Annotated in this window: 9 protein-coding genes; 3 read left to right on the top strand and 6 right to left on the bottom strand. The window is 54.5% G+C overall.

What is annotated here, in order from left to right; genetic code table 11:
• The first annotated feature begins 95 nt into the window (after positions 1-95).
• Positions 96-437: a divalent-cation tolerance protein CutA gene (gene cutA, locus NB063_RS21110; protein ID WP_250930748.1), complete on the top strand. Its 342-nt coding sequence runs from the start codon at positions 96-98 to the stop codon at positions 435-437.
• A gap of 22 nt (positions 438-459) precedes the next feature.
• On the opposite strand, the gene NB063_RS21105 is transcribed toward cutA, so the two are convergent.
• From NB063_RS21105 to NB063_RS21095, 3 genes are read right to left on the bottom strand one after another with little or no spacing between them, the layout of a single operon-like run.
• Complete coding sequence (locus tag NB063_RS21105; RefSeq protein ID WP_250930747.1) at positions 460-2,271, bottom strand: sugar phosphorylase; 1,812 nt, start codon at positions 2,269-2,271, stop codon at positions 460-462.
• Complete coding sequence (locus NB063_RS21100; RefSeq protein ID WP_250930746.1) at positions 2,268-3,533, bottom strand: glycosyltransferase family 4 protein; 1,266 nt, start codon at positions 3,531-3,533, stop codon at positions 2,268-2,270. The genes NB063_RS21105 and NB063_RS21100 overlap by 4 nt, the downstream gene beginning before the upstream one ends.
• A 31-nt stretch (positions 3,534-3,564) precedes the next feature.
• Positions 3,565-4,434 carry an HAD family hydrolase gene (locus tag NB063_RS21095; RefSeq protein WP_250930745.1) on the bottom strand — a complete coding sequence of 290 codons (870 nt, stop codon included), beginning with the start codon at positions 4,432-4,434 and terminating at the stop codon, positions 3,565-3,567.
• Between the two features lie 276 nt (positions 4,435-4,710).
• Here NB063_RS21095 and NB063_RS21090 point away from each other — a divergent pair, with 276 nt between their 5' ends.
• Complete coding sequence (locus tag NB063_RS21090; protein WP_250930744.1) at positions 4,711-5,535, top strand: hypothetical protein; 825 nt, start codon at positions 4,711-4,713, stop codon at positions 5,533-5,535.
• Positions 5,536-5,650: 115 nt separating this feature from the next.
• Here NB063_RS21090 and NB063_RS21085 read toward each other — a convergent pair whose 3' ends face one another.
• Positions 5,651-7,084: a cryptochrome/DNA photolyase family protein gene (locus tag NB063_RS21085; RefSeq protein ID WP_250931170.1), complete on the bottom strand. Its 1,434-nt coding sequence runs from the start codon at positions 7,082-7,084 to the stop codon at positions 5,651-5,653.
• A 436-nt stretch (positions 7,085-7,520) separates the two neighbouring features.
• Between NB063_RS21085 and NB063_RS21080 the strand changes: the two genes are divergently transcribed.
• Complete coding sequence (locus tag NB063_RS21080) at positions 7,521-10,571, top strand: DUF7133 domain-containing protein (RefSeq protein ID WP_250930743.1); 3,051 nt, start codon at positions 7,521-7,523, stop codon at positions 10,569-10,571.
• 80 nt (positions 10,572-10,651) lie between these two features.
• Here NB063_RS21080 and NB063_RS21075 read toward each other — a convergent pair whose 3' ends face one another.
• On the bottom strand, positions 10,652-12,874 hold the full coding sequence (locus tag NB063_RS21075) for a response regulator (protein WP_250930742.1): 2,223 nt from the start codon (positions 12,872-12,874) through the stop codon (positions 10,652-10,654).
• On the bottom strand, positions 12,871-14,106 hold the full coding sequence (locus NB063_RS21070; RefSeq protein WP_250930741.1) for an ABC transporter substrate-binding protein: 1,236 nt from the start codon (positions 14,104-14,106) through the stop codon (positions 12,871-12,873). The genes NB063_RS21075 and NB063_RS21070 overlap by 4 nt, the downstream gene beginning before the upstream one ends.
• Positions 14,107-14,257 lie beyond the last annotated feature (151 nt).

Below are 14,257 nucleotides of genomic sequence, written 5' to 3'. Positions count from 1 at the left end.
AGAGATCGACAGTAAGCAGACACTGAAAAGACAGCTTTTCCACAGGGTGAACAGCGGGCTAGGTAAGCTGGAACGCCCCCAAACAGGAGCAAAAAATGAGCGAAAATAATTCACAGATGGAGGCGTTGGCGATCGTTTGGACGACCGTCGACAAGCAAGAAACGGCGCGGCGACTTGCATCATCGATGTTGGAAAAGGGGTTGGCTGCCTGCGTCCAAATCGACTCGCCGGTGGAGAGTCACTACCGGTGGGAAGGAAGGCTGCACGTCGATCAGGAGTACCGGCTGATTATCAAAACCAGGGCCGCATTGTCGTCGCCGTTGATGGAGTGGCTCGCCGAAAATCACCCCTATGACGAGCCCCAGATTTTGGTCACGCAGGTCACCGCGGCGAGCCCAGGTTATGCCAGTTGGGTCGCCGAGCAAACCGGTGCCTGAGTGGGAAAAATCTCCCGGACTCTCAGACCATCCAACGCACCTGAAATGGTCGGACATCGAGTGGCTTGGACGGGTCTAAGTCCTCCTCCGCGAGCACGTCGAGGCGGTACCCGGAAGGCAGCAGCGCGGGGTCGATTGATCGAGGTTGACCGCTCAAATTGGCGACGACGATGAGCGGTGCCTCGCCGGGAATTTGACGGACCCAACCGATCAGACCGTCGGTGGGCAGGTCTAGCATCGTTTGTGTGGCGGCGGGGTCGAACGCGGTCTGGGACCGGCGGACGTCGAGCAATTGCCGGTAGCCGTCCATCACCTGACGCTGCAGCGAATCAGGTCCCAGCAGCGCCGACTCGAGTTCCGAGCGATCGTATTTGTGGCGATTGATCCGGCGGTTGATGCCGGACGATTCGACGGCGGCAAAGTCGCAGGGCGAACCAACGAGCGAGTGGAAATAGATAGCGGGGATCCCTCGCATGGATAGCATCACCGCCTGCGTCGCCAAGAATCGGCGGGAGTGTTCCGCCGGCGAAACCTGTCGTCGATCGGCGACCGCATCGAGGTAGGTGATGTTCAGTTCGTAGGGGCTTTCGCTACCGTCGCTCTGAGCCCGCATGCCGACCTTGCCACCGGCGTCGCGGACTATTTTCACCAGGGCGTCGATCCTTTCGGGCGGCAACAAACCTTCAGCGGGCCGCACACCGATGCCGTCGTGCGAGGCGGTGAAATTGAAATAGGTAGTCTCGTCCGATGGCAGAGTGAGGCTGCCCATCCATTCAGTCAGGACGCTCGTGTCGCCGCTGTGGATGGCATCGAGCAGCAGCGGTGGGAGGCTGAACTGGTAGACCATGTGGGCCTCGTCATCGCCCGATCCGAAATAGCTCACGTTCTCCCGGTGCGGCACGTTGGTCTCCGTCAGGATCAACGTCCCCGGCACGGCATGATCGAGCACCCACCGCATCAACTTCACCGCGGCGTGGGTTTGTGGCAAATGCAAACACGACGAGCCAATCTCCTTCCACAAAAACGCGATCGCGTCGAGCCGAACAATCCTGGCACCCCGGCGAGCGTATTCGACCAGCGTCTCGATCATCGCCAACATGACATCCGGGTTGGCGTAGTTCAGATCGACTTGATCGGCACTGAATGTCGTCCAAACCGAGATCGGCCCTTCGGCGGATTCAAACGAAGTCAGCAAAGGCAGGCTTCGGGGGCGGATCACTTCTGATAGGTCGATCGTCGGATCCGCGGTCGTGTAGAAATCGGCATACTCCGGATCACCAGCGAGAAACTGTTGAAACCACTCGTGCTGCTGGGACGAGTGGTTGAGCACGAGGTCGTACATCAGGTCAAAATCGCCACCGAGGTTGGCGATGTCCTCCCACGTGCCGAAGTCAGGATCGACGCGGAGGTAATCGGCGACCGAAAACCCGTCATCGCTCGTCGAAGGGCAGAAGGGCAGCAAATGCACACATCGGATTAACTCATTGAGACCGTGATCGACGAGAAAACGATGCTGGGCGGCGAGCGGCGAACGGGCTGGAGTGGGAGGAGCATCCTCACGTCCATCACCAGGATTTGGCTCGCGAACTTGGTCGGCGTAGGTGATCAACACCACATCTCGATGATCCCATAACTTGCCCGGTGCGGTTGATCGTGCCGGTGCCGCCGAGGGCGTTAAAGTCGAATCCGCGTTCTCCCCGTCTCGATTCGTCCCGCCATCGGATCCTGAGCTTTCACCCACTAAGTGCAGCAATCCGTCGAACAAGGAGAGTGGCACATGCCCGTAAACATCCTTGATCCGATGTCGCAGCGTCTCAGCGGTTGATTCACTCACAAGTTATCCTGTCCGGTGAAGTTGGTGACGAGTGCGCGGAGCTTCCGACGCAGCACCCCGTAAGAGAAAAACGCACGGCCGATTTCGTAATTGAAATCCACCATTTCTTCACGAAACGCTTGGTCGCTGATGATCCGCTTGACTTTGGCGACCACGTCTTTGGTCAGGTAGCCGTCCATCGAAATCACTCTCGCACCCTTCGGTTCGATGTCAGCGACGTAGATGGAATAGCGATTCACCAGCAACGGTTTGCGGTAATAAAACGCTTCTAAGAGCGCATTACCGAATCCCTCGTAGATACTCGGATAGGTGATGAAGTCGGCTTGTGAGTAGGCGTCTGCGAGGGTGTAGACGCGATTGCCATCGGCGTTGAGGCCGCGTTTGTCACCGACTTGATCGTCGACTAATCGCAAATCCACGCCGCTTTGGGCGGCGAGATCATGCAACACTTGCAGATACTCGTTTCCCTCGTCGCCGCTGGCGTGCGAGATCACGAGCTTGCAGCGATCATCCTTCAGGGCGGCGACCAGCGAAATTGCATGTTCGATGCCTTTGCGAGGGACAACGCGGGTGGGTTGCAGGAAAAGGATGTCGTCCTCGGCGATACCGATGTCTTTGCGAAAGCATCTCGCGTAATCATCCGCTTCCGGGGGCGGGTTTTCGAAATCGAGCACGTTGGGAACGAGCACTGACGAAACACCTCGCCGGTGGGAAAGGTCTTCCTGAGCGAACGAGTTGATCGTCACATTTTGGATTTGGGGCAGGGCAGGGGGGAACGCCATCCAAAGCATGTCGGTGACCGCGCTGACGCTGAAACGATCTCTTTCCCAATAAAAGTCGTGATGGTGGGCGATCGTCGGGAATCCGGTCTCGGCGATGAAGTTCGTCAACGCGACGCCGAGCGGGATGTTCATCGGAATGCATAACGCGTTCTGAACGATCAACAGATCGAGGTGATATCGCTGCGTAAAATCGTACAACGTCCCCTTGAGATAGTCCGCGAGCGTGTAGATTCGCTGCGTCACATCGGGCGTTCGCGTCCGCGTCCCGAACGCCCGCCGGTTGATCCATTGGATGTCGGGATGGTTGAAATAGGCGTGCGGTACCACCATCGAAACCGTGGGGTCACGATCGCTCAGCCCGCTGTACCAGTGGCTGACGTGGCGATGATCCCAGAGGACCTGTGCCCATTTAGCGCTTTCGAGAGACACCCCATCGGTGCCCGCGAAACGGGTTCCCACGAATCCAATTTGAACGCCCATCACTACTCACGATCGAGGGTTTAAATGACCTTCACCTAATACACTCTAATAGGTGATTCCACGATGTGATCACCACGTCGGCCGACAAGTCAGCGCAAGAGGGATGATCTTGCCGTAATCGCAAGCTGCGGGCGTCGCCCGCGAACAAAGCGGTCTTCAATCCAGCATTTTTGGCCGCAAAGACATCGTTGAGCATGTCATTGCCGACGTATACCGCCTCTTCAGCGGCAATATTGCGGCGAGCCATTTCGCGAACCAGACGATCGAACATCAACGGCCCCGGTTTTGATGCCCGATACCGGTTCGAAAAATGGCAGAGATTCAAATCAAACCGACTTTCCAACGGACCATCGATCAAGTCTTCCACCAACGGGATGGTGAAAACCTGGGCGTTGCTGACGATCCCGAGCGATTTGCCGCTCGCGTGTAGATGATCAAGTGCCTCAGCGGCGCCCGGCATCGGCCATGTCGGGTTCATCATTGATTCAAACCACGCGACGATGTTGGCCAGGAGCGGAGGATCCAAGGCGATATCGCTCCGACCGGCTTCGATGAATTCGGCTCGCCAAATATCCAAAATCTCTACTTCGGGTCGGGGATTGGTGTCGAATAACCGGGATCGATTGACCCGTTCGATGCGAGCCCGAATCTGTTCCATCGACGGCAAATGATCGAGAACCTTGACGCCCGACGCCGAAACGGCCTGAGCAACGGGATCGTGGGAACCGATCGGGCTGGCGGTTGCCGTTGGCACATCTTCCGCCGTGCCGACGTCGCCACTGCCGCTGATGATCAAGGTGCCATACACATCCAAAACGACCACGCGGACGTTGCCGAGTGATGATAACTGCGTCTCGATCTCGGTCGGGGCGGGCTCGAGTGGTCGACGATTGTCGATCACAGGTGATAAACAAGTGGGAATACAGGTGTGCAAAGGAGACATCACTCGAGGATTGCTAAAAGGTGGCGAGAGATTGTTATACACCGCATATCGAGCTTGTTGTGAGCGGTTATTCTATACGGGGGTCCCTCGGTTAACTATCTTGGGAAACAAGGAGGGTGACCGGTCGGTGTCTGGGCAGCATCAAGCCCGGTCGCTTCCTTGATGATTTTCGAACGTCCACCAACCACGGCTTCTCTCAAAAACGGAAGCTGATTTCAGGGGGGAGAGATTGCAATGAAATGGGTCATTATTGCGGTATTGGGAGCCGGATTCTTGTTGCTGGCACTTTGTGGGATTGGATTCTATTTTGCCACCAGCGCCACCCAAGCTTACCAACGTCCGGTCTTCGAAACCATTGTTGCGGAAGACCCTGAAGCATTCCTCGATCTCTGCGACCCAACACTCCGCACCGAAGTCGATGCACCTGTCATGTTGGCTTGGATGAAAGAAGTCAACGCGGTGATGGGAGAGTGTCAATTTGAATCCGGCACGAACTTCAACATTCATTACGACGGCTCACCCGGAAAAAGTGTTGTGACCACCTCAGGCGAGATGACCTTTGAGAATGGCGTGGCGAGCAGCGAGTTCGTTTTTCAAAACGACAAATTGATCAAATTCAAAATCAATCCAGACAAGCTCGGTAACGATTGGTTCACCGGACCGGCGAGCGACGAGCTATATCGTGAGCGTACCAAAGAGTTCTTTACCCAACTCTTAGAGCGAAATTATGAGAAAATGAAACCTCTCATGCATGAATCCTTTATCGAAGTCGCGAATGATGAGGTACTCGATGGGATCGTCGACAAAGTGGATGTTTGGTTGGGCGAGAATCCAACCGTAATGATCACGGAAGTCGAAAACCGGATCAGCGAAGACGAAGGATTGATAGTTCACGCCTTGCTCGAAGGAAGCGAAGGAACAGCCGATGCGTCAGCCACGTTCAAATTCGATGGCATGAAGGGAACCGTGCTGAGCTTCGTGGCCGATCGAGCCAACCCGACACCCGCCAATTCGGCGAACGAATCGAAGTCAAACGTTGATAATAGCCTTAAGGACTAAGCCGGTTGGCAGGAATCATTGGGCAAACTAGCGAATGACTCCTGCCTGCCTACTGAAGAGCGACTGATATGTGTTAAACGTGAACGGGCTCTTGTGAGCTGATCTTCAGACGGTTTCAAGCGAATCGTTCGAGATACTTCTTCAGTTTGAGCTTCTTCCGAGCGCTGTCGCTGGTCATGTACCTGATGCTTCCAAAAACCGGTCGCCGCGGTCCCCAGGCCCGGTCGGTGCGGCCGAGAACCCATAAGATGCCGCAATAAGAATTCGGGTCGCGCCCATCGAGTCCATATTTGTTGTTGAGGTGAATCATGACATCAAGAGCTTCTTGGGCTGACCGCGTCCAGTGAAAGATCTTCTTTCCCCATAACATCCGCATGTAGTTGTGCATCATTCCGGTGCGAACAATTTCATTTTGTGCGGCGTTCCACAATTCGTCATGCGTGTCGGCGTTCTCAAATTGTTCGAGTGAATAGAGAAAGGGCCGTTCGTCGTCAGCGGTCGCCCGGAGTGACTTTTGAGCCCAATCGGGAAGCGATTCCAACTTGTCATACGTGTCGGGATTTTTGAACGCCCAATTAAACCCGATCTCACGCCATGTCAGTACCTGGTCAAGAAACCCTTCCGCCGGTTCGCTGACGTTCCAAAAGTCATGGTTTTTCCCGTTGGGCTTGGATGCATTCTCAGGAGACCATTCTTCACGCTCGAAGAGTTTGAGCACCATCTCATGAGCGGAGATATGGCCGAAATGCAAATGTGGACTGAGACCGGATGTGGCGTGTTCATCAGGATGATTGCGGTCATCGCCATAGCGATCGAGTTTATGATCAAGGAAATCAGCCAATCGTCGTTCCGCTTCGATCGTCCCGCCTGGACAAACCGGTGAAGGAACCACGTCATGGTCGATCGGTATTTCTGAAATGCCGCCTTGATCAAGGAGCCGTTCGAAATCGGCGGCCGGCCAGCGATCGAGTATCTTCCGTGAAATTATATTCGATGCGAGGAAGCCATCGACCGGACGGATGTTCTTGGACTCGATCGGGGCAGGGGAGGGCAGAGCAGGGCAGGGCAGGGGAGTTGCAGAGGGAACTCGATCGAGAGCATCGAGTACATTTTTTTGCATATACCGACGATAGCTGTGAGCGACGGTATATGTTTTTTCAGCAAGCCGAAGCGGTAGGATACCGTTACCATCGACGAGCTCGAGTCTCGCCGGGATCCGTTCTTTGACCGCTTCGATCATCGTCGGCAAAAAGAAGCAAGGGTATTCGTCTGTCACGACCACACAGGCGCGGTTGGCCAATTGATGTAGCAACGGTGTGCCGTGGCCAGGTTTGGGTTCCACGTAGGGGTAGTACGCAATACCGACGCGCCTCGCAGATTGGGCATTGTCCCGCATCCCCTCAATAACAAAACGATGGATGCGATCGCTCGCCCATTGATAACGGACACGAAGCGGCTCAAAGATCAGCAGTGGACGGCTAAATTCGATTGCACGATCGATTGCATGCTGTAGGGCAAAATTGTAAGTCAATCGCCGCTGGGCGATCATCCAGTACAGCACATAATCACCGTCGGCTCGCAAAGCGTGATCGTTTGAGGTCGTTAACCGGTGTTGAAGAACTTCGTCGAGCATGAAAGTTGCCATTGCCGCGGGCAGAAATAATCCGGAAGAGAACGGCCAAGCATAACGGGACTGTGCGGTTCGATCGGTTGGAAGGATATCGTAGCGACGAGTACCGTCTTGAAGTCGAAACCTGACCGCGAAAATTTCAGCTCGGCAGACGACCGTTAACTTGCGAGCCCATCCGGCGATGTTGGTAACCGGTCGAATTCGATCTATGATTGGTTCTGTAACGTCGTCTTTCACCCAAACCGAGTACTGAAGTTTGACCCTCCAAACGTATTTCTCCGCGAAAAGTCCGGGTTTATTTATTTTCGTCGTTTTCGGCCTGGGACTCCTGGCGTCCAGTTCCGACGCGGCGGATGTGAGCTCCAAAGCTCCACCGTTGTCGCCTGAGCAATCAATCGCCACGATGCAGATCCAGCCCGGCTACTCCGTGATTCCGGTGCTGACCGAACCCGCGGTCGAAGAGCCAGCGGCAATCGCGTGGGACGGCAACGGCCGTATGTATGTCGTTGAAATGCGGACCTACATGCAGAATATCGACGGTAAAAGCCAATTGACGCCGACCAGTCGAGTATCGCGGCACGAAGATACCGATGGTGATGGTGTCTACGACAAACATACCGTTTTCGCCGACAATCTCGTCTTGCCTCGAATGGTTTTGCCCCTTTTGGATCGCGTCATCATTGGAGAAACCAACACGCTCGACCTGAAGAGTTATCGCGATACCGACGAGGATGGGGTCGCCGACGAAATTGAGCTTTGGCACGAGGGTGGCGACCGGGGAGGCAACCTCGAACATCAACCCAGCGGATTGATTTGGAACATCGATAACTGGATCTACACGACCTACACGGGATACCGGCTTCGATTCACGGACGGCACCGTGGTCATGGACCCGATGGTCTACAACACCGGTCAATGGGGATTAACCCATGACAATGTGGGGCGGATGTTTTTCTCGACTGCCGGTGGCGAGAACCCCGCCCTCGCGTTCCAACAACCGATTGTTTACGGCCGCATCGAACTGCCCGGTGAGCAGGTTGATGGCTTTCGTGAGGTGTTTCCGATCGACAATATTCCTGACGTTCAGGGCGGCCTCATCCGGGTTCGCGACGACAACACATTGACACAATTTACAGGTGGCGGCGGGCAATCGATTTTTCGTGGTGATGCGTTACCGAAAGACTTCGACGGCGACTTGATCCTTTGCGAACCGGTGGGCCGTTTAATTCGACGTGCGAAAGTAACGAACGACGACGGCCGTATCACGTTATCGATTGCCTACGACGGGCAAGAATTCATCGCCGCACGTGACCCCAATTTCCGACCCGTCAACAGCGCGACCGGACCGGATGGATGTTTGTATCTCGTTGACATGTATCGCGGCATCATTCAAGAGAGCAATTGGGTGCGCAAGGGTTCTTATTTGCGAAAGGTCGTTGAAGAGTACGAATTGGACAAAAACATCGGACGAGGCCGGATCTATCGCGTCGATCACGAAACGACGAAACGGGGTCCCCAACCTCACATGCTCGATGAAACGCCCGCTCAATTGGTCGCGCACCTGTCGCATCCCAACGGTTGGTGGCGGAGTGAAGCGCAGAAACTGATCATTCTGCATCGCGACAAGAGTGTGGTTCCGGAACTGGAAGAACTCGCACTGCACGGGAGTGATCCGTTGGCGAGATTGCATGCATTCTGGACGCTCGAAGGACTCGGTGCCATCAGGCCGGAGTTACTCGAAAAGGGGATGCAGGATCACGATGCTCAAGTTCGCGCGGCGGCGATGCGGATTGCCGAGCCTCTTTTGGCATCCGATGATCAATTCGATGTCGCCATCAAGAGATTAGGTAAAGACCCTTCGGCCCTAGTCGTCATTCAAACGCTGCTTTCGGTCAACCACGGTCGACATCCTAAGGCGGAGGAGATCACCGATTGGATCGTGGCCGCCAATCAGGCGAACAAGAACATCGCGTCGATTGCCAAACAATATCGATCGGGAATCGAAGCGATCCTCGCCGAACGCAGGAAATTCGAGGAGATGCAAAGTCGCAATAAGGAACTCGCCGATTCGGTCGTCCGTGGCAAAGTGATCTATTCCACCTTGTGCGTTACCTGTCATGGCGAAAATGGAAAGGGACATCCATCACCCCAGGGCGGCAATTTACATTTGGCTCCGCCGCTGGCCGGTTCACCCCGCGTGCGAGGCCATAAGGCACGTTTGGGTCGAATCCTCCTGCAAGGTTTGATTGGTCCGATAGACAATAAGACTTACGCCGACGGGCTGATGATGCCTTTGGCTTCGAATCCAGATGCGTGGATCGCAGACGTCGCGAACTATGTTCGTAACAGTTGGGACAACCAAGCGTCGATGATTCAGCCATCGGATATCCGCCGTATCCGCGAAGAAACGGCTTCGCGGATCGGACCTTGGACAATGAAGGATTTGGACTATTACGATCCACCGTCGCTGAAGAATCGGACCGAGTGGAAAATCACGGCGAGCGCTAACCAAAAAAACGTTTCCCAAGCGATCGATGGTGTTAACTCAACGCGGTGGGACACCGCCGCTCGTCAATCGCCGGGGATGTGGTTCGCGATTGAGTTGCCCGAGCCGATGATCGTGATGAGCGTGGAGCTCGACACCCGTAAATCGAAAAGAGACTATCCACGTGGTTATGTCGCGGAAGTCTCCGAAGATGGCATTTCTTGGACCGGGCCAGTCGCAAAAGGGTATGGCGACGGTCCGATCACGACAATCGAGCTTGATAGTCCCGGTTTAGTGCGGCACATTCGCATCACACAAACCGGTGCGTCCGATACCAGTTATTGGTCGGTGCACGAACTCTCAATCAAAGCAATCCCTGCCGACGCCAAGCCGCCTGTTTCCATGGCGGAGTCGCTCGCCGAGATCGATCCGAACACGTTGGCGAAGCGGGCAACACGGGACGGCGATGCGATGCGCGGTGCGAGTTTGTTTTATGGCGAATCGATCTCTTGTGCCAAGTGTCATGATCCTGACTCAGGCCCCCGACTTGGTCCAGACTTGACTGTGAAACGCGATGGAGTCACGGAGCAAGTTTTGGTCGAGGCCGTGTTGGATCCGTCGAAGGAGATTCACAAGGACTTCCAGCAAGTGTCGGTGGTGACGGCGGACGGACTGATACTGACAGGATTTTTGGTGCGAGAAAACGACGAAGAAATCGTCATTCGTGAACCAGCCGGTGGTAAGGAAATCCAGATCCTCCAGGATGACATCGATGACGTTGTGCCACTGAAGGTATCCGCCATGCCCGCGGGGCTGGTCAATCAATTGAACGATGAGACAGAGTTTTCGGACTTGATTCGATTCCTGATCGAAATCCAGAACGGCGGCGCTGATGCGTTGAATCGTCTCAAGAACCAGTAATGAGTAGGACGATCAAGCGGAGAAGATTAGCTCGTCGCAAAACGACCAAATTACCAACAGCGTCCTTTTTATTCAGAGACTCAATTCGCTGGACTGTCAGCGTGATTGAGGGCGGATTGAGGAGGGTTTTCCGGTTCAATTTTGAGGAAAAACTCATGCGACCGAATCGGCTTCGATAGATATCCGTCCATGCCGGCGTCGAGGCAGCGTTCGCGATCACCTTTCATCGCGTTGGCTGTCATCGCTAGGATTCGGATATGACTGCCTAGAGATTTTTCTCGTTGTCGGATCTCTCGCGCCGCCTCTAATCCGTCCATCACTGGCATCTGCACGTCCATCAGCACGAGATCAAATTGAGGGGCTTCGTCTGAGAACAGGACATCGATTGCTTCCTGGCCATTGCACGCGATTTGTACGGAGTGTCCGCGTCGTCGCAGCATCGTGCTGGCGACCTTTTGGTTCACCAGCCCGTCTTCGACGAGCAGCACGTTCAACGGTGAAGCGGTACGACTGGCGGACGTCAAGACTGCGTCTTGGTGTTGCGGTGAACCCACCGGGGCCAACGTCATGATAATCGCTTCACGCAGCACGGACTGTTTCAGCGGTTTGGGAAGACAGCGAGCAATGTTCCATTTTCGCACCTCCGAACCGCTGCGACCATCGGTCGCGGAAGTCATGACCACCATTGGCGTCTTAGCGATGCGAGCGTCGGGATGATTGCGAACCCGTTCTGAGAATGCCCACCCATCGATATCAGGCATCACTTCATCGACCAGCAACAGCTGGAATGGGATGCTGGATGTTGCGGCACTTTCCATTGCCGCGATTCCCTGTGTCGCGTTACCAGCGGTGGTCACGTTAAGTCCCCACTCGCCGAGTAATTCTTTGAGTATATGTCGATTGGTATCGTTGTCATCAACGATCAATACCGAACGCCCCCTGATGGATTCTGGGAGTATGAGTGATGTTTGATTTTCAGCGAGTGTTAGTTTGATGTTGAACCGAAATTTGCTTCCTTTGCCCTCCTCGCTTTCAACCGATATTTCTCCATTCATTAACTCCGTGAGTCGTCGCGAAATGGTTAATCCCAGTCCAGTTCCGCCGAATTGTCGAGCGGTCGCGATATCCGCTTGACTGAACATGTTGAATATTTCCGCTTGTTTTTCGGCATGGATTCCGATTCCGGTGTCACGCACCGCGAAGTCCAAAACAACGCTCTCATTGGTGCGTGAACGAACGTGGACTTCCACAACGATCTCACCGACATCGGTAAACTTAATCGCATTGCTGGCTAGGTTCATCACGATCTGTCGCAGACGCATAGGGTCGCCGACGACAAAATCCGGGACGGATGTGGGGATCTGCAATGCCAGTTCGATGCGTTTATCGGCTGCACGATTGGCGAGTGTTAATAAGGTATCACCGAGTGTTTCGCGAAGACTGAAGCGAATCGACTCGAGTTCCAGTTTGCCGGCCTCGATCTTAGAAAAATCAAGGATGTCATTGAGCAATTGCATCAATGATTCGGCGGATTGCTTCACAATCAGTTGATAATCTCGCTGATCGTGTGATAGTTCGGTACCCAGCAACAAATCGGTCATGCCGATGATTCCGTTCATGGGGGTTCGAATCTCGTGGCTCATCGAAGCAAGAAATTCACTCTTGGCGTGATTAGCCGCTTCGGCCTTTTCTTCCGCACGCATCGCTTCGTTTTTGAGCTGTTTGAGCGGCCGATAAACGAACTGGCGAGTAATGATGACGGAGGTGATCGATACGGCGAGGCTCAGGACCATTGCGAGCGCGACTGCGGACCATACATTGCGGCGAACTTGATCAATGATCGCCAGACGTGACATGACCAAATTCACTTCGCCGATCACTTGAGCGTTGTAGGTGACGGGACTGCTGGCGACGGCATATTGTGGTGTCCGCGTATATCCCTTCAGATTGAGTTGTGGTGTGTTTGCTTGCCGACGAGAAGCCAATATCTCGGTTCCATCGTTGACTTCCAAATAGACGATTTCTTGATTGGTGAGCATTGCCCCGAGCAAATCACCAATGGTCTGTTCGTCGACGTTCCACAAAGGCGTTGCGGTACTTGTTGCAATGGCAGCGGCACTTCGTTCAGCCTCTTCTCGGATCCGATCGTCGAGTTGTCGCAGCGTGACTAAGGCCGCAACACCGCCGAAGATCGCGAGCGTGACCAGAACCGTGGTGACGAGCGCGATGATATAGCGAAGCGCGATTTGACGCTCATCGGTGTCGTTGCTCGATTGGGATACACGTGGTGGTAGCGGGGTCATTCGTTTCGCGCGGGTTTTTCAACGGGGGGCGACTCCTTGATGGACGGCATCGAGGTCTCCGCTGAATTTTCCCCTAAGTCAAAACGAAAACGATAGTTGTCTGATTCGGGTTGGTGCAAACGGGAGAACTGTAAGAAATCAATCTGTTTCCATTGCTTGGCTCGTAATCCGGCGCGATAGGTGGCCATGTTTTCCGCCGTGACGAGCGTCATGGGAGATACAAAGTGCGTCGGAATCTTCTCCAAATCCAATCCGTGAACCAGATCATGAAGGATCACGGCGACCCATCCGCCCTCCTGAAAGTGGCCACCCACGGTGGCCGCGAGAGTGCCCTTTTCGATCGCCTTGAGACCTTCGCGGGTGGCATCAACGCCTCCGATCACCACATCCTTTCCCGGAACGAAGCCGCGATCACGGATCGCTTGCGCGGCACCCAGCGCCATTTGATCGCTCGCCGCCCAAACAATCGACGCTTCCGGATACCGCCGGTGCAAGATCCGGCAACGATTCTTTGCGTAACCTCGCTTCCAATCAGCGGAAACCATTTGATCCAATATTGCCTCGTCCTCACGCGCAGCGATCGCGTCCATCAACCCTGCTGCTCGCTGAACCGAGGCACCGTGAGAGACGGTTCCACTCAGCCCGATGATGTGAACGCGTCCGTCGGCGGATATTTTAGCCGGATCTTTGCGGGCTTCATCGATCAGCGCGTTGGCCAGTTGAAAGCCTGCGCCGTAGTCGTCCGGCAGCATTTCCGCGATCCAATGTTCTAGATGGGTTCTCGGTTCACCGGTGATGGCGGACTGCTCGGCGGTGAGCCCCGAGTTAACAAGGAAGACCGGAATGCGATAAGAATTTGCGATCCTTAAAAATCTCGGGCCTCCACGTTTGAAACTTTGGATCACGATCCCGGCTGGCTTCACCTTTCTTTCACACTCCACGCGCATCAAACTCGCCATCGCGTTGAGACTGCCGTCAGCGAAATGGACCTTCAGTTCGAAGCCGAGTTGATCGGCTGCGACGCTCATGAAATCAGTAAACAGAATCCAAAACGGGTCGTCCTTATCACTCCCGCTGAATAATAAAACACGAGGTTTTCGATCCTTTTCGACGGCATCACCACCCCATGTTCGATGGCCGGCGAATGTGAATAGGATCGCGAAAAAGACGAAGGCAAAGATCCAACGCAAATGGATTGACCATTTATACGACTCAACCGAATTTGCACACACGACGTTCATTCCTCAAGCCATTCTCTCACAGCCCGAACCATCAGAGACCACCGGGGGAACCCCCCGGATGCTATAAAAATTAACGGTGACAACTGATTTCAGTGGCGCAAGCTGCGTTTAGTTATAGCAGGAATGCGATAAACCTATTCAG

The organism is Aporhodopirellula aestuarii (assembly GCF_023701485.1).
GTDB lineage: Bacteria > Planctomycetota > Planctomycetia > Pirellulales > Pirellulaceae > Rhodopirellula > Rhodopirellula aestuarii.
The sequence above is the reverse complement of the archived record's forward strand: the minus strand, read 5'-3'. Positions and strand labels throughout refer to the sequence as shown.

Bases quoted from the DNA above. Each gene is read 5' to 3' on its own strand.
- NB063_RS21075 (WP_250930742.1), bottom strand. From the start codon at position 12,874: ATGACCCCGCTACCACCACGTGTATCCCAATCGAGCAACGACACCGAT.
- NB063_RS21090 (WP_250930744.1), top strand. From the start codon at position 4,711: ATGAAATGGGTCATTATTGCGGTATTGGGAGCCGGATTCTTGTTGCTG.
- cutA (WP_250930748.1), top strand. From the start codon at position 96: ATGAGCGAAAATAATTCACAGATGGAGGCGTTGGCGATCGTTTGGACG.
- NB063_RS21085 (WP_250931170.1), bottom strand. From the start codon at position 7,084: ATGATCGCCCAGCGGCGATTGACTTACAATTTTGCCCTACAGCATGCA.
- NB063_RS21100 (WP_250930746.1), bottom strand. From the start codon at position 3,533: ATGGGCGTTCAAATTGGATTCGTGGGAACCCGTTTCGCGGGCACCGAT.